We start from the raw sequence: 18,750 nt of genomic DNA, 5'->3' as shown, positions 1-18,750 counted from the left end.
TTGGTGTTAATTATTTAAATTTCAGATACTTAAATATAATCAAAACCTTGTTTATTTCCTTGTAAATCAGTCAGTTTTTATTTCGAACTCAGGTTTATAAGGTAAACAGTAATTGTGTGGGTTGTGGCGATTGTATTGATAAATGTGAAAGCCAGGGCAATGCAATTTCCTATTCGGTTGCCAACTACAGTGTTAATACAAGCCGTTGTCATGGTTGTACCGACAGATGTTCGAGTGGATGTTCTGTGGGTGCCATTTCAAAAGTTAACGGAAAAGCTTCCATTGATACTTCAAAATGTACCAAATGTGGTAATTGCTTAAAAAAATGTGGGCATGGTGCCATTACCAATGCTGAAGTTACCATCGATCAGGATAAATGTACTCATTGTGGTGATTGTTATGATGAATGTTCAAAAAGTGCCATTACCAAGAGTGGAACAGCGTCAACAGGAATTGCCAATATTGATACTTCTAAATGTAATAGTTGTGGCAAATGTATGGATGTTTGTAACGATGAGGCTATTAGTTTAGAGCAGGCTTCTTCGCCTTCTGTTCCGTCCATCAACCAGGATGAATGTGTAAGTTGTGGAGAATGTTTAACCGTTTGTACGGTTGATGCCATAGAAAAAACAACTTCATCAGATGCACCTGAAATTGATGCTGACTTATGTGCCAACTGTGGCGAATGCTATCCGGTTTGTCCTGAGGATGCCATATTGCGTGAGATTGGAACGGCTGAGATAACTCAGAATAATTGTTCAAAATGTGGTAAATGCGAATCAGTTTGTCCTGAAGGTGCGATTCAAAGTAACTAAGATGAATAGAACACAAAGAAGGATATGGATGCTTTCAGTAGGAGTGCTGCTACTTTATTCTTTTGCATTTACAATTGAAGCAGATTGCCAGACTGTAAAGGCTCAAATCAAAATTACAAAGGGAGAAAAACTAACTTATGCTCTTTCTGATGTGATTTCTTTGGAAGGTCAGGTTCAGTTACCTACTGAAATATGCGAGGATGGAATGGGTAATACCAAACTTTTTCTTTCGGGCTTGGAATTACTTAAAGATGAGGGTTGGCAGCGTGATACCTGCAATTACTGGATCAGGAAAATAGATGTGAAGGTCATTGGAAACAAGAAAGGAATAAGCAAAATAACCCTGATGCGTAAAGCAGATAAAGGGGAGTTTTTTACGCAATTAAAATTAAAAACAGATGATACCGGCAATCAGTAATAGGTGGGTGATCGATAAAGAATGGGTAGCAAAGGTGGTTGTTTTTTCCACTTTGACTTTGATGCTGGCTGATACCATCTATATGAATATTTCAGGAATAGGCTACGGTCATAAGGAAGAATGTGCATTGTATCAGTTTTTGCCTCGATGGGGGTTTTATATCTACGAGCATTTTGTTGAACTTTTTATGGTTGTATTGTTGGGAATATTTGGAGGTGTTTTAATTGAGCAACACACTAAAAAACTCAAACGATTCTTTCCTAAAAATCAGCTGTTGGCCTTTGTGTATGCTTCTTTTTTACCGGTTTGCTCTTGTGGTGTTATTCCGGTTGTTGAGTCAATGAAAGAAAGGGTAAAACTACGTACGTTAGTAACCTTTATCATAGCTACTCCTTTGCTGAATCCTTATATTGTTTTTATGTCGGTTACAGTCTTGGGAGTCAAATATGCTTTGATTCGTGTAATCGCTTCTTTTATGGTGGCAGTCTTTTCGGGTTTGATGGTTGAAAAACTGGCAAATTATTTTCAATTACAGATTAGCGGTGTTTACGATAATTGTGGAGCATCGTGTGGCGTTGGTAATATGAGCCCTTTTCGAAAGACCATGGTATATATGAAGAAGATTTTACCGTATATGCTTATTGCCGGCTTGCTTACATTACTATTTGAATACTTTCAGCCACAACGTTTTTTGGAGTCTTTTTCATTCTCAACAGAGCCCTTTTCAACGGGTATTATGATGTTGGTGGGTATTCCTATTTATGTTTGTAATGGAGCGGATGTATTGTTTTTAAAACCTTTGCTCGAATTCACCGATCTGTCACTGGCTTCAGCCATGGCATTTTCACTGGCCTCATCAGCTGTCTGCATCTCATCAGTTGTTATGTTACTGAAGTTTTTTGGAAAGAAGCTGGCAATAGCTTTAATTGGGGCTGTTATTTTTAGCATCATTTTGGTTACAGCAGGTGTTTATTTAATCGATGATCTTCTAGTTCTGATCTAGACTTTTAAAAATTGAGATAGTTAAATTTATCAGGGATCATACTTTTTTCATATCTTGCTTAGCAAAGATACCTGCCCATGATTCTTGTTTATAAATTCTTCAAAGAGAGCTTCCTGTTTGCATTAAATGCATTACGTTCAAATGTATTGCGTACAGTGCTTACTCTCTCTGGTGTTACCATAGGTATTTTTTCCATTATTTCTGTTTTTACTTTGATTGATACACTTGAGAATTCTGTTCGTGAGAGTGTTGAATCGTTGGGTAACAATGTTATTTACATTCAAAAATGGCCCTGGGCACCACCCGAAGGAGAAACAGAATATCCCTGGTGGAGATACATGAATCGAAGAGTACCCGGATTAGATGATTATGAGCAGGTTCAGAAAAGATCACAGCTGGCAGAAGCTGTTTGTTATGTGATGGCTTCGTCGCGTCGCCTGGTATACGAGAACAATTCGTACGATAAAGTGGCGGTGATGGGGGTGACTCATAGTTTTGAAGATATCTGGAGTTTTGAGATTGGATCAGGCCGGTATTTTTCTCAGCAGGAGTCTCATAATGGGAGTAATGTTACTGTTATTGGTGCTGATATTGCGGCAGAGTTATTTCAGGGCTTGGATCCTTTAGGAAGAGAGATTAAAATGATGGGTCGGAAATTGAGAGTGGTAGGCGTCATTCAAAAGCAAGGCTCAGATATGTTTGGTAACAGCCTGGATAAAAATATACTGCTACCAGTTAACTATGCTAAAACAATGTTTAATCTTCGCAGCGAGTCAGTTAACCCTTTTATCATGGTGAAAGCTTTACCGGGCTATACATCGGATGATATAAGTGATGAGTTGACAGGAATTATGCGTGCTGTGCGTAGAATTAAACCAAAAGCCGATAATGATTTTGCATTAAACCAGATCAGCCTTCTTCAAAAAGGATTGGATGGTTTATTTGGCGCTATTGATATAGCCGGTTGGTTTATTGGTGGATTTTCTATTTTGGTAGGTGGTTTTGGAATTGCCAATATCATGTTTGTATCAGTAAAGGAACGTACCCGTATCATTGGAATTCAAAAAGCTTTGGGTGCAAAGCGACGTTTTATCTTGCTCCAGTTTTTGATTGAAAGTACTGCTCTGTCATTAATCGGTGGATTAGCCGGATTACTAATCATCTTTATTATTACTGTACTGGTAAGCGTTAGTACTGAATTATCAATTTCATTAAGTTTAGTTAATATTTTAAACGGGATTGGGATTTCATTAATCATTGGAATTTTATCAGGTTACATACCCGCCTGGAAAGCTTCCAAAATGGATCCAGTGGAGGCTATCAATGCATTGTAAGAATAGAAAGGATATTAAATTATCCAATATGATCTTTTTTGGCTAAGAGATTTTACGTAACTTCTTATCTCATAAAATTCACTTTTCTATTTGCAATCGGGATGAGATGGTTATTCATTTATATTATTCATTTAATCTTTATGCTTTCAGGTATTAATCTCAAGGCAAGTCAAATAGATTTCTTTATTCTTCATTATAATACCCATTATAATCTTCCAGCTGATCTTATCAAAGATGTTAATATGGATAATAAAGGTGGCTATTATCTGGCAACCGATGAAGGATGTTTTCTTTTCTGGGGTCGTGAAAGCATTAAGTTAAAGACTCCTTTAAACAGATCAAACTATTTTAAAAAGTTACTGCGCAAAAAGGATGGAACACTTCTTTGTATTTCAGATGATGCCTTATATGAGATTGATTACAATCTGCAAGGTCCGTATTTGAAACTATTATTGGGTAAAGGAAGAAGTGTAAATGATACAATTCCATATTATTATAAAAACATATTCGAAGATAATTTTGGAATCATCTGGTTAGCCGACAGGCGTAATATTTTTTCCTTAAGCAAGGGTAAAGTCAAGAAATTTGAGATGGATGCAAAAAATGCATCGACCTCCTATCAGCGATCTTATCAGTTTATGGAATTTGCAGATAATCAACTATCAGTATTATCGCAACAAGGTTATTTTTATTTGTATGACAGAGAACAGGAAGTATTTGTTGAGTACCCGGATTTATTAACTGAAGAGGTGTATTCTTCGACACGCATGGATAAGAATAGCTATTTGCTGGGTTGTAAAGATGGATTATCAAAATTGGAGTTTAATCAGAATTATAAATTGAATTCAATTACTAATTCTCAGGGAATAGTCTTTTCTGCTTTTGGTAAGATTGAAGATCAGATTTTTTTGGGAGGTAGCTGGAGTCAGGGGGTTTTTGTTTTAGACTTTACAGGAAAGAGGCTTGATATGAAACAAGTGGATGATTTTCCTTATAACGGAGTGCAAAACCTTTATACTTCAGATAATTTGGATTTTATAGCATCCACTAATCTGGGAGTGGTTGTTCTAAGACGCAAACAATTCGAAGCGGTTTTTGATGATGTTAAATCTGGGATTATTAATCACCTTTTTATTGATAACGAAGATCACATATTTTTTATCAGAAACAATGTGATTTATAAATCTACCAACGATAAATCAGGGTTAAAGCCGATTGTAGGCAAAAGGAGCAACGACACAAATTTGGTAATGCATTATTCAAATGATAGTGTTTTAATCGGAACGAGTGACGGTAATCTGCTTTTATATTATAAAGGTAAACTGATTGAAGAATTACAATTGGAGCAAAAGTACGTTATAGACATCGTTAAGGACAAATTTGGATTTTATTGGATTCAAAATGGGCATGAACTATACCAGGTAGACTTTTCGATTCACAAGCTAATAAATCATACTGCCAATATACCAACTCAAAACAGTGTTGGTGCTATAGCTCTTGATACTGATTCTCTCTTAACCATTGGAACGAATGAATGGCAGGAACCGATTATACAATTTGATTACAAGGATAATATATTTCATGGAGTTAAATCGGAATTCTTTCCCGACAGTATCCAGGAATACAACTGTCTCAAACTACTTATTCTTAAGGATAGTTTATTGATTGGAACCTCAAAAGGGATTTATGTTTTTAAACAAGATACTCTGAGCAAATTGGAGGTAGGAGAGTATTCAAATGAAGAGGTTCATGCCATGGCTTCTGATTCCATTGGAGCACTGTGGTTTTCTACAAGCAAAGGACTTATTAAGTGGGAAGATAATGAATGCTGTATCTTCACAGACTTAAGTGGCATCCCTTCCAAAACAATTAATCGAGACGGTATATTAATAGATCAACAACAGGCTGTTTGGCTGGCTACCAATAATGGGGTTGTCAGGTTCAATAAAAACATTCAATCTGTTGAGGCAAGAAAACCTGTTGTAGTTTCGCAAAGGCATAATCGATTTATATATAACGATCATGAGGAGCTTGAAATAACAGCAGATGAGTATTATATACTTAGTTTGCATTCATCTTACTTACCTCAGTATGCAAATCAGTTTCGTTATAAGGTAGTATCAGGTGACAAGCAAATATCAAGTTGGGAAAAAGTATCAACTGAAGATGAATTGTTCTTAAAAATTAGTAATACAGGAAAATATCAATTGCTTATCTCTTCGAAGAATGATGGATTATCAAAGTGGAGTTCCCCATTAATAATTGATATAAATGTTGTATTGCCATTTTATAAAAGGTGGTATTTCCTACTAGTTATATTCCTGATTTTATTTGCTTTAGTTGGTGTATATATTTATCACGATCGAAAAAAATCAATCAGAGAGAAGCAGAAGCTTGAGAAGCTGGTTGCTCAACGAACCTGTGAATTAAGATCCTCGAATAAAGAACTGAAAGCTCTTAATAAAACAAAAGATCGTTTTTTATCAATCATTGCACATGACTTAAGAAGCCCATTTCAGACATTGATTGGGATTTCAAGTCTTCTGATCCAATCGTATGATGAGTTAAGTGATGATGAGCGTAAAAAGATGATCAGAAACCTCCAAAAAACTTCTGAGTTATCGTATGATTTACTTATGAATTTATTAGTGTGGACAAGGGTTCAGACGGGAGCTTTTGATGTGAAAATATCTAGTTTCAGATTAGATGAATTGATTAATCGTAATATTGAATTTGCAAAAGAATCAGCTGCCATTAAAAACATACAATTCGAACAAAACCTAATTCAACTTCAGGTAGAGGCAGACGAAGATATGATCAGTACAATACTTCGAAACCTGATATCCAATGCGATAAAATTTTCCAATCATAATACTGTCATCAGAATCAATATGTGGACAGAAAAGAGAAAGGTTTATGTAAGTGTAGTTGATCAGGGTCGTGGAATGACAGCGGAAGAAATAGGTATAATAAAAAGAGAAGACTCAAATTATTCTACCGAAGGCACTGACAGAGAAAAAGGGACAGGTTTTGGACTTTCGATATGCAGGGAATTTATTAAAGTAAATAAAGGGAAGATGAAAATCGAAAGTGCAATTAATGGAGGATCCACTTTTACCTTTTCATTACCTATAGTCGAGAGATAAAAGAACAGAGATGCAATTACTAACTTGGTAATAACTACATCTCTGTAAATAATATTATCTGTTTAAATCCCATCCACTGATTGGAATCGATACTCCAACATTCACAGGATAAATTTCCGGACCTTTGTTATCCTCAAACATACTGGTTAGATAATAGGTGCCATAAAGGTTGATGGATCTGTAACCCATGCGTACCATTATGCCATATCGCCAGTCACGTATGTTGAAATCATTGTTTTTCTTTTCTTTCTCAGGACCCAGATTATCGGTGTATTTAACTCTTGAGAAAGAATTGATTCTAACTCCACCGATCACACCGCTTGACAAATAAAAGGGCTGATGACTATGTGTTGGTATCTGTAGCTCCAATAAAAAAGGAGCATTAATATAAGTGCTGGTAAACTGGTTCGTTTTAATACTTCTATCCGAAGTGTAGTAAGAAGTATTACCGTTATCGTCTTTAGCAATGATTTCTGACCCTGACAGGCGATATCTGCTATGATCAAGACCTAAACCGGTAACCAGTCCAATATTGCCTCGTCGCTGCAGTCCAATACTCCATTGCATAAAATTTAAGCCGATATTGTAACTCTGGCCATCGTTCAACGATAAGAAGTCGGCATCACCAGGTAATTCAGTGGTTCCATCTGCATTCAGGAAATTGGAAAAACCAAGTTCAACACCTGTGTAGTGTCCGTTAAACCTGCGATCTCTGTAATAATACGCTTTATTGGTATTACCTGAGCCGATTTCAACATATGTATTTTTTCCATCTTCTTTGATAATTACATTGCCTCCTGGAACACGAACACGTGTCTCATTGCCTCTGCCATCTTCAATAATTATCTGTTTTTCTTTCTGAGTAGAAGACTGTGATTGTGTATTATAGTCAATGGCATCCGATTGTTCAACAGGGATATCCAATAATTGGCCCTGCTCATCTATCCAAACCATCTGACCATCCAAAAGTGCTTTGGCTCTTCCATTCTGAAATTCCCAGATATGAGAATAAACCGGAGCAATTACTTCGTTTCCCTGTTCATCGATGTAACCAACTTTACCATCTTTCAAAACTCTGGCTCTACCATTTTCGAATGACCATATTTGTTGATAAGCAGGAGGAATAACTTCTAAACCTTGTTCATTAATATATCCTACCTTACCATCTTTAAGTACTCTGGCTCTTCCATCTTCAAATGACCATATTTGCTGATAAATACAAGGTACAACAGCTAATCCTTCACGGTTAAAAAAACCAAGTTTTCCACTCTGCATCACTTTGGCCCAGTCGCCATTGAATGACCATATCTGATCGTATTCAGCCGGAATAATCACTCTCCCACTTTCATGATAAACACCTGCTTTCCCACTTTTCAACACTCTGAAAAATCCATCAGAATCAATATTCCAAACCTGGTTGAATTCGCAGGGAACTATCACATCACCTTTGTCTGTAATAATACCCATTTTGTTGTCAAGCATTACCCTGTACAATCCTTCTTTAATTTCCCAGTAACGATCGTATTTCGAAAGAATGTTATCAGTGCCTGTCTGAGCAATCGTAATCGATGACATTAAGCTGATTAGAAGTAGTATATATATTTTGCGAATCATCATAGCAATTTGTTTTTAAGTTTAGAAACTTAATAAAGTTATTCCAACGGTGTAAGGATATAGCTCAGGACCCTTGTTTGTTGAATAAAAGGTTGAGAAATTATACGATCCGTAAAGTTTAATAAATCGATAACCCAATCGAACCATTACGCCATATTGAAATGGATTTACATTGATATCTTGTTTACTTTTCTCTTTTTGACGCGATCCTCCTTCATGGTAAACCATTTTGGTTCTTCCCCATAGGCGAAAACCTGCATATGGACCAGCTGATATAAAGAAACGATTTGCATCATTGGAGGATGGCAACTGCCATTCAAGCAACAAAGGAAAATTAATAAAGGTCGATTCAATCTTGTTCTTCGAAACACTGATGCCATCAGGTACGGGAATTCCTTCAGTATCATTCGTTACCGGATTCTTTTGGAAATAGTATGGACTATCAGTGCGGTAATTGTACCACGATATACCTGATCCCATCACTAATCCAAGGTTATTTTTATTTCGTTGTAAAGCAATATTGTATTGCAAGAAGTTAATGCTAAAAGTTACTGCTTTACCTTGATTTAAATCCATAAAGTTTGCACTGGCAGGTAAACCTGTCGAAAAATCAGAGGTCACATATCCGTTAAATCCTATGTCAATACCAGCCCAATGGCCTTTAAATTTTTCTATGGGTAAACGAACCATTCGAAGACGTGCACGATTATGATCATCAATAACCTCAAAGCGCTTACGCCCCATGGTAATTTTCGTAATGGTATCATTAAATTCATCCACTTCAACTTTTATGCCGGGTACCACTACCTCGGTTCTCATTCCATCTTCAGTGACTGTAACTATTTTAGTTACCGATTCGTTTTGAGCCCATATAGTGGTAAGACAAAACAAAAATATAGAAGTTAAAAAATATCGGTTCATAGCTTAAATTTTTGAATTCATTTCTTATTCATGAGGTAGGACGGCTGTTGACTTTTTATTGTTACAGGAGAAAATGAAAAAATATTTGAAGAGATGTGATCAAACTGTTTATGTTATTGATTTCTAATCGAGATCAAAGCATAAAATAATTATATGGTAAGATCTATTATCCAAATTTGAAAATGGTTATTCAGATAAAATTGCTTAATAACTGTCGTTTGTAAAATAAATTCAGTAATTTAAATATGCGAACCTTACATCGAAAATTTATGCATGTAGTAATATTCATAGGCAGTCCACGGAAAGATGGTAATACAACAGCAATGGCTAATTTATTAGCCGGTAAGTTAAGAGATGATGAGACCATCGTTGAATTGTTTGATTTATACGATCATGATATTGATCCATGTATTGATTGCAGAGAGTGTAAAAAGGAACAGCTCGTTTGTATGCAGACCGATGGAATGAAAAAGCTATATGCAAAAATGGAAGAGGCCGATGTTTTGGTTTTTGGTACTCCTGTTTATTGGTTTGGACCATCAGGACGAACCAAATTAATGATTGATCGCTTTAAACCATATTTCATTAATAAAAAACTTTATGGCAAAAAAGGCGCGCTTCTTTTGCCTTCTGCCGTTGATAGAGAAGAGAGTAACCTTACAATTGATCAATTCAAGCGACTTTTTAAGGCTCTGGGAATGGAATATCTTGATGCTATTACAATTGAAGCATACGAGGCAGGAGATGTTCTTAAAAATAACAATCTTCACGATCTAATTATTGATTTAAAAGACCGCATTATCGAGAGTCATCAAAATGTTTTAGAAGAATAAAATGGGCGATTAAATCATAGATGTAAGCCACAATAAATTCTATAATTACCTCAGAAACACTTGTTAAAAGTAATTAGAATTTTCCTCTAATATATTCGGATCGTTTTATCTGTAAAACTATTAAACTTATTCATTTATAATTCGTTACTTAGGAGCAATATTCTTATTGCTTAGCATGGGATGATAATTAAAAAATGAATGAATGTTTAAGGCAGCAGAGGTAAAAGAAAAAGTTGAAAGTGCATTTGATGGGCTTTTAAATGAATTAAAAGAGAAAATGAAAAGTGTTTATCATCAGCGATCAAAGGTTGATGATTTGGCAATCAAACGGGGAATGCCCCCTTTTGTGATGCGCGAGATTATGTCGGTAAATCCGTTTTCAGCAATTATACCAAAAGAATATGGAGGGTTAGGCGGTGATGTAAAAGAAAGCATTGCTCTGATGAGTGCTGCATCTTACGAATCACTTGCTTTATCTTTAACTTTCGGAATCAACATGGCATTGTTTTTACAACCGGTTATAAAAGCCGGACAGAAAGAAAGCAAAGCAGAAGTAATGAAACGTTTTGTTGAAAAAAGCAACATGGGTGGCTTAATGATTACGGAGCCCGATTTTGGTAGTGATGCTTTAAGTATGAGGACTCATTATAAGGATAATGGTTCGCATTATAATTTAAAAGGAACTAAGCATTGGGCCGGATTAACCGGCTGGGCTGACTATTGGCTTTTAACAGGCCGTAAAGATACAGGAGATGGCCAATTAGCCCGCGACATCGATTTTTTTGTATGTGATGTTACTCAACCCAATCAACATATCGTTGTTGAAGAATATTTCGAAAATTTGGGTTTGTATCAAATACCCTATGGCAGAAATAAGATAGATGTTGAAATACCCAAGGTTCAAAAGTTAGAACCAGAACAGTCGGGAGTGAAAATGATGCTTGATTTGTTGCACCGGAGTCGTATGTCATTTCCGGGTATGGCAATGGGTTTTATACAGCGTATGCTGGATGAGGCTATCAAACACTGTCAGCAGCGATTCGTAGGAGGTAAAAGCTTGCTAAAGTATGATCAGGTGCAACAGCGTTTGGCTGAATTACAATCGCGATTTACCATTTGTTCAGCTATGTGTGTTAACAGTAGTGGTAAGGCAGGTTTGCAAAACGATCTTTCAGGAATTGGTATTGAAGCCAACAGTGTGAAAAGTATTGCTACAGATATGATGCAGGCAGCATCTCAAACCTTACTTCAGTTGGTAGGAGCCAAGGGGTACCGTTTGAATCATATTGCCGGTCGATCAACGGTTGATAGTCGTCCATTTCAGATTTTTGAAGGATCAAACGATATGTTGTATTCACAAATATCAGAAGGGGTACTTAAATTGATGCGAAAAGCCAAATTGGAAAATTTGTTTGAGTTCATCAAGGATTTTCATCTAACCAAAAAAGCGAGTGAATTGGTGAAAGATTTAATCAATTTTAAAATTGATTTAAATATGCCTCAGCGAAAGATGGTGGAATTAGGACAGGTTGTGGGACGTATTGTATGTGTTGACCAAGTACTTGAATTAAGTACTAAAGGTTTCGACAATAACTTAACGAATAGTGCCATTGAATATCTTCGTCAGGAAATAACCGGAATATTATCTTCGTTTAAATACGCAAATTCGGTGCAGGTTATTGAAGATTATAAATCAGACAGTAACTGGCTTAACTTTGCATAAAGCAAAAAAAGCTCCGGATATCCGGAGCTTTTTGTTAGTTTTCATCCAAATTTTTCATAGTCAAAGTAATCGGATATTTTTTACGATACTCTTTTTGCTCTTCGTAATCTAGGTTTTCATAGTGCTTTCCATCAAAGAAAGCCGCTTCTTTTCTGTTGTCATTTATTGTTTTGTATACCAGATCAATTGTTTTAATGTAATCTTCATAGCTTGTTTTGTTATCATACTCATAAAGCATTACATATTTCGTATTTGACTTAGTAAATTCTTTTAATCGTTTGGAGAAGTCATTATGTTTTTTTCCTATTTCAAATAAGGAGATACCTTCTTTAGCAATATCTTCTTTTTCCAACCATTTGGCATCAAGGGGAGGAAGTAAATTAAACAGAGCCATGTAATCAGATCCTTCTTTTCCCTCCATCTTAGCAAGATAGCCTAGTTTTAAGTTGTTTGAATTTCTGAGAGCCGTTTTGATCTGATCAACATATTTCATGCTTGCATCTTTATCTATATTTAATAACACAGACATTTTATCAACCTTGCTCTGGTCTGCTGAACTTCTTAACTTGGTTAAAATGCTTTCGAGTTCAGAAAAGCTGCATTTATTGCCATCTATTGTAAGTATATCACCACTTAAAAAGATGGTGCACAAGATCATCTCTTTTTTATAAGGATTCAATTGTGTTGCATAAGGAAGATTTAACTTTTGAAATCCTTCATCCATTAGAGTATATGAGTCTGTTTCAATTTTTCGCAGATAATCTACTTTTCCCTTGAGACCCCAGTCGATAGTCAGTTTATTATTATTAATAATATAATCCAGCTTTAGAATATCATCGCCATCTTTAAGAATTAATTTTTTCTTTTTTGTCTCAAGTTTATAGTCGGTTATATTAAGAGAATTATTGCCTACAGTAGTTACAGCAAGTAATTTTTCAGGCTTAATTTCAACAAATTGTATTTGATTAATTCCGGTTTCATTGCTTACCCAGGATCCAACCAATTCATTTGTATCAGTTACAATATTGTCTTGTAGGTTAAGCGTTTCACTTCTGCTTGTCATATCTGTAAAGAAGAAGAATGCTGCTAATAGTATAGGAACTACGGCAATGGCTTTTAATTGTGCCCATCTGCCTGATTTATGTTTGTTCATCATGGCTATTCGTTTTTTAATTGATAATAAATTAAAGTTATTGACCAGCTCTACTGAGCGAATGCTGATTAACTGACTCAGTAATAGAGACTGATAATCAAATAAACCATGTCCTTGCAGCACAACCTGACGGTCGGCTATATACTCGTGACACGTTTTAATTGATTTCTGTATGCGCCATGTTAGTGGATTAAACCATTGGAAAATGGTCATGATATGCGCGAGCAATAAATCCACTGAATGTTTATGCTGCACATGAACTTTTTCATGTGTTAGTACTTGTTCAAATTCTTCGGGTTTAAGTATTTGCGGATTAACAAAAATCCATTTCAGAAAAGAGAACGATGGAACTTCATCATTGATAAGCACCAGGTTCATTCCATTGTCCTTTTGAATTTTTGCTCTTCTCAGCATCTTTCTGATACCTCCAATCAAATAAAAGAGACGAAAGCTGAAGAACAGTACTCCCAGAATATATATGCTTATCAGAATGCCTGAAATAGAAATAATTGATTCTTTCGATATGATTTGGCTGCTATTAGTTGTCTGACCTCCTGTTGTTTTTGCCATTGGGTCGGCTAAAGCGCCCGGATCGGTTAATTGAATCAGGTGCTCGTAATAATTTCTAAACTGCCGAACACCATTGGCTGTTTCGTGTAGATATCCCTGGTTGGTTAGATCAAATGGAAATGAAATGAGTGGTACGGTAAGAGCCAGTATCATCGATCCCAGTAAATAAAACCGGTTGAAGGTGAAATAGGTCTCTTTACGAAAAAACACTATGTAACCAAGATAGAACAGGCTCAAACATAAGCCCGATTCAAACAGGTAGATCAAAAACTTAGCCATTTTTCTTTTGTTTAAGTTCTTCAAGCATTCGTATTACTTCATTAACTTCGTCTGTTTTAAGGTTTTTATTTTCAGAAAAGAAATTGACTACTTGTTTAAAAGAGTTGTTAAAATAATTATTAACAAGGCGTTTCATCTGACCGCTACGATATTCTTCTTTCGATAGCAATGGAAAATACTCGTAAGTACCGCCATACTTTCTAAAACCAACAATTTCCTTTTTAACCAGTACTCTTACAATGGTTGAAACACTATTGTAAGGTGGTTTTGGGTCCGGAAACTGAGCCTGAATATCTTTCACAAATCCTTTATCAAGATCCCAAAGGATCTGCATAATATTCTCTTCCGCTTTTGTTAAAGTAATCATTGTATACTAAGTTAGTTAATCAGCAATGTAAACGTATAACTTATTTTTAAGTTTGTCAACTTAAAAATAAGTTAAATAACGTAGGATTAAGTTTTGTGACTTAGTTTTTAATAATGAATGCCTTACTGGTAAAGGAATCTGGTTAGTTGAATTTTTTTTATATTTGATATGAATTTGACCTTAAAATTTTGAAATATGAGTGACCCTAACAAAGAAAAGTTGGTGATTGTATTCTCAGGACTACCAATGGATGCACAAAAGATCAAACAGTTTTTGATCAATCATAATATAGAAGCAAGTGTTTTAAACGGCTATACGAGTAGCATTGCTCCACACATTGTTCCGGAAGCAAGTGTTATGATTCATGAAAAGGATAGGGATGAAGCTGAAGCTTTATTGAAATATTTAAGTTTGAATAATTAAACGCTGTTTACGTCACTTGTAGGTAGATTACATACTTTATTTTCACATTTGTAAATGAGTGTTTTATCTTCCTGATATCTCTGGTTTAGAAGATCCAGATGGGTTTCAGGTTGATTGGTTCCAGCATAAATTGTTCCAACCCGAAATGTTTTTTGAATCTCTTTTCTATACTCATCAGCCTTTTCACCGCAGATTACAATTTCCTGTCGTTTGTTTTGAAGTAAACTTAACAATGCCCATTGCGCATAATACACAGGATTCTTTTCAGCCTGCTCATAAAGTTTAGATATTAGCATTTCAGCGATTGTTTCGTATTCAGGTAAATGCATTAATTGAGAAAGATGAATAAGATTCTGAACCATGGTTCCAACAGAAGAAGGTATGACATTGTCCTGAATCTCAGTTTTTCGGGCAACTAATGTTTCTCCTTTAGATGAGGTATAGTAAAAAATACCGTTTGCGTCATTATAAAAATGATCCATCACATATTGGCATAGCGAAAGGGCTTGTTGAATATACTTTTCGTTAAAAGTAACCTGATAAGTATTTATTAAAGCCTGAATAAGAAAAGCATAGTCATCTAAAAATCCTGTTATTTTACTAATACCATTTTTTGATGTTCGGTGAAGTGATCCATCTTTTTGCAAGGTCACATTGAGTAAATAATTAAGTGCCTTCTCTGTAGATTGCAAATAATCTTCACGACCCAATGCCTTATAGGCTTCACATAATGCCGAAATCATAAGGCTGTTCCATGCCGTTAGTATTTTATCGTCCAAACCCGGTCGGATTCGACTGCTACGCTGTTGTAGAAGAAGTTCAAGTTTTCTCTGTAGGTCTTCTTCAAATTTTAGAGGATCGATATCTTCATTTTTTGCATAATTTTTTCTGTTAATACTACTATGCAAAATGTTTAAACCGTCTTCCCAATTACCATTCAGACGAATGTTAAAGTACTTGTAAAAATGCTCATCTTCGCCAATAATAGTTTTTAGTTCATTATATCTCCAGATATAAAACTTCCCTTCTACACCTTCGCTATCAGCATCCAGAGCTGAGTAAAAAGCTCCTTCAGGAGATGTTAATTCTCGCAAAGTGAATGCAATGGTTTCAGAAACAATTCGTTTATAGTCTTCATTTCTTGTTATCTGATAGGCAATGCTATATAAACTAACCAGTTGAGCATTGTCGTAAAGCATTTTTTCGAAGTGAGGAGCAAACCAATGTTCATCAACCGAATAACGGGCAAATCCGCCACCCACCTGATCGTAAATGCCTCCATTAGCCATTTTATCTAAAGTCAGAAAACTAAAACCTGGTAAGTTATTATTATTGTTTAAATAACCCCATTGAAGAGCCAGATTTAAAGCAACGGGCATTGGAAATTTCGGTGCAGACCCAAAGCCGCCATTTATCGAGTCAAAATGAGCATTTAAATTTTTTATGATTGTTTCTTCATCAGCTGTTTTCGGGAGTATTGATAATTCTGGAAAATCCTGTTGTTGAATACCTTCTGTAAGATGCTTTGCCTGATCAAGTACTTTTGGGCGTTCATTCTGATAAATGTTACTTAATGTGGAAAGGACTTGTTTCCATTGTTCCTGCGGGAAATAGGTGCCTCCCCAAACCGGCTTTCCATCGGGCAAGGCAAAACAGTTTAATGGCCATCCACCCCTGCCACTAATCATCTGAACAGCTTCCATGTAAATGTGATCCACATCGGGTCTTTCTTCCCTGTCAACTTTAATGCAGATAAAGTGCTTATTCATCAATGCAGCAACAGCTTCATCTTCGAAAGATTCATGCTCCATCACATGGCACCAATGGCAGGCAGAATAACCAATGCTTATGAGAATCAATTTATCTTCTTTACGGGCTTTTGCAAAAGCTTCGTCCGACCAGGGATACCAATCAACCGGGTTGTGTGCATGCTGTAAAAGGTATGGACTGGTTTCGTGAATTAATTTATTGTTTCTCATATTGATTATTCTTGTTTCAACAAAACATCTGATAATGATCTCTGTTCAATAATGGGTTGACAAAGTCAGTTAAAAAGGCAATATTATGCCTACATTTACGTGTATAAGTTAAATTGTAGATCATGAAACCTACCTTGATCATATTGATTGTTTTTCTGCTGTTTGGCTGTGTTGGGATGGAGTATGATAAAATCTCTGATGAGGTAGTTTATGAGCCCACAATTGCCTTGCCCGTAGGATCGTTTTCATACGATTTTGATAATGCCTATCAAATACCTGGAGAGATACCAATGATAGGGGATTTAACTCCTGTTGATGTTGTTTTAAACGATACTTTATTTTTTAGTTTGAATGATTCTTTTGAATCACGCGAATATATTCAGAAAGCATTTTTACATTACGATATTGTTAATCGATTTCCAGCCAAGGGTATTCTTCGGCTTTATTATCTTGATAATTCATTCAATGCAGTTGAATTCACTCCAGCCGGAGGTGTTGAGGTTGAACCTGCCGGTATTGATGATACTGGAGTGATAACAAAAGAATCCAAGGAAACATCTTTCGTTGAAATAACAGATCATTTGGATGGTTTGTATGCAGCAGATCGCATTATAATTGAACTGGAAGTCAGTGATCTTATTCTGACCAATGAAGTACGCCTTAATTTCAATAAATATTCAATTAAGAGTTCTGTTGGTGTAAGGGTTGAACTTAAATTTGAGCTCAATGAAGGTTCTTTATAAAAGATTATTCAACCTGATTCTCTTCATGGTTATGGGAGTTAATGTTGGAGCTCAGCAAAACTTAACTCTATTTCTGATGCATGATCTACCACAGGCAAATTTTGTAAATCCTGCCGTAACTCCTGAATGTCCTATGGTTATTGGAGTGCCAGCATTATCCTCTTTACATCTTAATTATTCTAATACTGCATTTGCAGCAAAGGATCTTTTCAGAAGTGTAAACGATTCGCTTTATTTCAATCCTGATGCTGCTATTAATAATATGCGAGGACATGAATTGATTGCAGTTGAAACTCATTATACACCTTTGTATTTTGGGATGTGGCTAAAAGGCTCCTACTGGACATTTGCTTTGACTGAAAAGGTTTATACTTATAATACCATCAATCAGAATACCGCAAAATTGTTTTGGGAAGGTAATTATCCGGCATTCACTGGTAGCAGTGCATCCTTAAGTGGTTTGCGTTTAAATGTGAATCATTATCGTGAGTATGCGGTTGGATGGGCCAAACAAACGGGTGAGAGATTTCAGATGGGAATAAGAGGTAAATTGCTTTTTGGAAAAGGCAATGTTTATACTCCGGTTACCAAGGGAGGTTTATACACAAATGATCGAAATTTTGCTCTGGATTTAAACCTGGATTCAAAAGTTAATACATCTTTTCCTTTAGAAGTAACAACCGATGAAGAAGGATTTGTAACTGATATAGCTGTGCAGGAGGATATTGATTGGTTAAAATACATGATGAACAATCGAAACCTTGGGCTTGGGGTTGATTTTGGATTTATCTACAAACTAAATTCCCGGATGACCTTATCAGGAAGCTTGCTTGATATTGGATTTATCAACTGGACAAGTGATGTTAACAATTTTGAATCGGCGGGATCATTTCAATATAGCGGAACAGATAGTGGGAGTGACTTTGATAATCCAAATTATATTTCGAATATCACTGATAGTTTGCAAAACATGTTTGTTCCAAAACCTACTTCTTCAGGTTATGTTTCGCCTCTGGTTCCGCAAATGTATGTGGGATTAACCCGAGTATTAACTGATCATATTAATACCGGAGCGGTTATTAGAAATGAGTTTTATCGTAACCGCTTTCGTTCGTCTTTAACTTTATCAGCAAATACCTATAATTATAAAATATTGAATGGATCACTTTCGTATTCTGTTATGAATGGGGATTATTTTAATGTGGGTGCAGGCATAGGTGCTAAGTTAGGAGTAATTCACATTCATGCCATTTCAGACAATCTTTTCTCGTTTTTTAATCTGAGTGAAGCACGAGGAGTTAATCTGCGTTTTGGTATCAGTATTATTCCATCATGCGATCCTAAAAATAAAAACAGGATGCCAAATAAAGGAATTCAGGCCTTACCATGTTATTATAATCCGTTCACAAAACAGAAGCGAGCCTGGTAA

General features: G+C 35.8%; 15 protein-coding genes. 10 read left to right on the top strand and 5 right to left on the bottom strand.

Translation table 11 applies throughout. From position 1 onward, the window contains the following. Nucleotides 1-116 precede the first annotated feature (116 nt). From ACRD62_RS19610 to ACRD62_RS19590, 5 genes are all read left to right on the top strand, one after another. Nucleotides 117-815: a 4Fe-4S binding protein gene (locus tag ACRD62_RS19610; RefSeq protein WP_430821820.1), complete on the top strand. Its 699-nt coding sequence runs from the start codon at nt 117-119 to the stop codon at nt 813-815. A 1-nt stretch (nt 816) separates the two neighbouring features. Next, complete coding sequence (locus ACRD62_RS19605; RefSeq protein ID WP_430821819.1) at nt 817-1,233, top strand: hypothetical protein; 417 nt, start codon at nt 817-819, stop codon at nt 1,231-1,233. Further along, nucleotides 1,214-2,236, top strand: coding sequence for a permease (locus ACRD62_RS19600; protein WP_430821818.1), 1,023 nt, complete (start codon nt 1,214-1,216; stop codon nt 2,234-2,236). Before ACRD62_RS19605 ends, ACRD62_RS19600 begins: the two co-directional genes overlap by 20 nt. A 77-nt stretch (nt 2,237-2,313) precedes the next feature. After that, nucleotides 2,314-3,570 carry an ABC transporter permease gene (locus ACRD62_RS19595; RefSeq protein ID WP_430821817.1) on the top strand — a complete coding sequence of 419 codons (1,257 nt, stop codon included), beginning with the start codon at nt 2,314-2,316 and terminating at the stop codon, nt 3,568-3,570. Nucleotides 3,571-3,671: 101 nt separating this feature from the next. Next, nucleotides 3,672-6,716, top strand: coding sequence for a sensor histidine kinase (locus ACRD62_RS19590; RefSeq protein WP_430821816.1), 3,045 nt, complete (start codon nt 3,672-3,674; stop codon nt 6,714-6,716). A 54-nt stretch (nt 6,717-6,770) separates the two neighbouring features. On the opposite strand, the gene ACRD62_RS19585 is transcribed toward ACRD62_RS19590, so the two are convergent. Both ACRD62_RS19585 and ACRD62_RS19580 read right to left on the bottom strand, forming a co-directional pair. Continuing rightward, on the bottom strand, nt 6,771-8,333 hold the full coding sequence (locus tag ACRD62_RS19585) for a WG repeat-containing protein (protein WP_430821815.1): 1,563 nt from the start codon (nt 8,331-8,333) through the stop codon (nt 6,771-6,773). Between the two features lie 18 nt (nt 8,334-8,351). Further along, the gene (locus ACRD62_RS19580) at nt 8,352-9,251 is read right to left on the bottom strand and encodes an outer membrane beta-barrel protein (RefSeq protein WP_430821814.1); all 900 of its coding nucleotides are present in this window, start codon (nt 9,249-9,251) and stop codon (nt 8,352-8,354) included. Between the two features lie 269 nt (nt 9,252-9,520). On the opposite strand from ACRD62_RS19580, the gene ACRD62_RS19575 reads away from it, so the two are divergent. Both ACRD62_RS19575 and ACRD62_RS19570 read left to right on the top strand, forming a co-directional pair. Next, nucleotides 9,521-10,084 carry a flavodoxin family protein gene (locus tag ACRD62_RS19575; RefSeq protein ID WP_430821813.1) on the top strand — a complete coding sequence of 188 codons (564 nt, stop codon included), beginning with the start codon at nt 9,521-9,523 and terminating at the stop codon, nt 10,082-10,084. A 202-nt stretch (nt 10,085-10,286) separates the two neighbouring features. After that, nucleotides 10,287-11,807, top strand: a complete 1,521-nt coding sequence (locus tag ACRD62_RS19570) for an acyl-CoA dehydrogenase family protein (RefSeq protein ID WP_430821812.1) — start codon at nt 10,287-10,289, stop codon at nt 11,805-11,807. 34 nt (nt 11,808-11,841) lie between these two features. Here the strand turns inward: ACRD62_RS19570 and ACRD62_RS19565 are convergent, their stop codons facing one another. Together ACRD62_RS19565 and ACRD62_RS19560 are read right to left on the bottom strand one after the other, a co-directional pair. Beyond that, nucleotides 11,842-13,809: a M56 family metallopeptidase gene (locus ACRD62_RS19565; protein WP_430821811.1), complete on the bottom strand. Its 1,968-nt coding sequence runs from the start codon at nt 13,807-13,809 to the stop codon at nt 11,842-11,844. Then, nucleotides 13,802-14,176, bottom strand: a complete 375-nt coding sequence (locus tag ACRD62_RS19560; RefSeq protein WP_430821810.1) for a BlaI/MecI/CopY family transcriptional regulator — start codon at nt 14,174-14,176, stop codon at nt 13,802-13,804. Before ACRD62_RS19560 ends, ACRD62_RS19565 begins: the two co-directional genes overlap by 8 nt. Before the next feature lie 195 nt (nt 14,177-14,371). Between ACRD62_RS19560 and ACRD62_RS19555 the strand changes: the two genes are divergently transcribed. Further along, complete coding sequence (locus tag ACRD62_RS19555) at nt 14,372-14,599, top strand: putative signal transducing protein (protein ID WP_430821809.1); 228 nt, start codon at nt 14,372-14,374, stop codon at nt 14,597-14,599. On the opposite strand, the gene ACRD62_RS19550 is transcribed toward ACRD62_RS19555, so the two are convergent. After that, the gene (locus ACRD62_RS19550) at nt 14,596-16,578 is read right to left on the bottom strand and encodes a thioredoxin domain-containing protein (RefSeq protein WP_430821808.1); all 1,983 of its coding nucleotides are present in this window, start codon (nt 16,576-16,578) and stop codon (nt 14,596-14,598) included. The genes ACRD62_RS19555 and ACRD62_RS19550 overlap by 4 nt on opposite strands. Before the next feature lie 122 nt (nt 16,579-16,700). Here ACRD62_RS19550 and ACRD62_RS19545 point away from each other — a divergent pair, with 122 nt between their 5' ends. Further along, nucleotides 16,701-17,321: a hypothetical protein gene (locus ACRD62_RS19545; RefSeq protein WP_430821807.1), complete on the top strand. Its 621-nt coding sequence runs from the start codon at nt 16,701-16,703 to the stop codon at nt 17,319-17,321. Further along, nucleotides 17,305-18,750, top strand: a complete 1,446-nt coding sequence (locus ACRD62_RS19540; RefSeq protein WP_430821806.1) for a DUF5723 family protein — start codon at nt 17,305-17,307, stop codon at nt 18,748-18,750. The genes ACRD62_RS19545 and ACRD62_RS19540 overlap by 17 nt, the downstream gene beginning before the upstream one ends.

Source organism: Carboxylicivirga caseinilyticus, assembly GCF_050589785.1.
GTDB lineage: Bacteria > Bacteroidota > Bacteroidia > Bacteroidales > Marinilabiliaceae > Carboxylicivirga > Carboxylicivirga caseinilyticus.
This window is presented reverse-complemented; position numbering and strand designations above follow the sequence as displayed.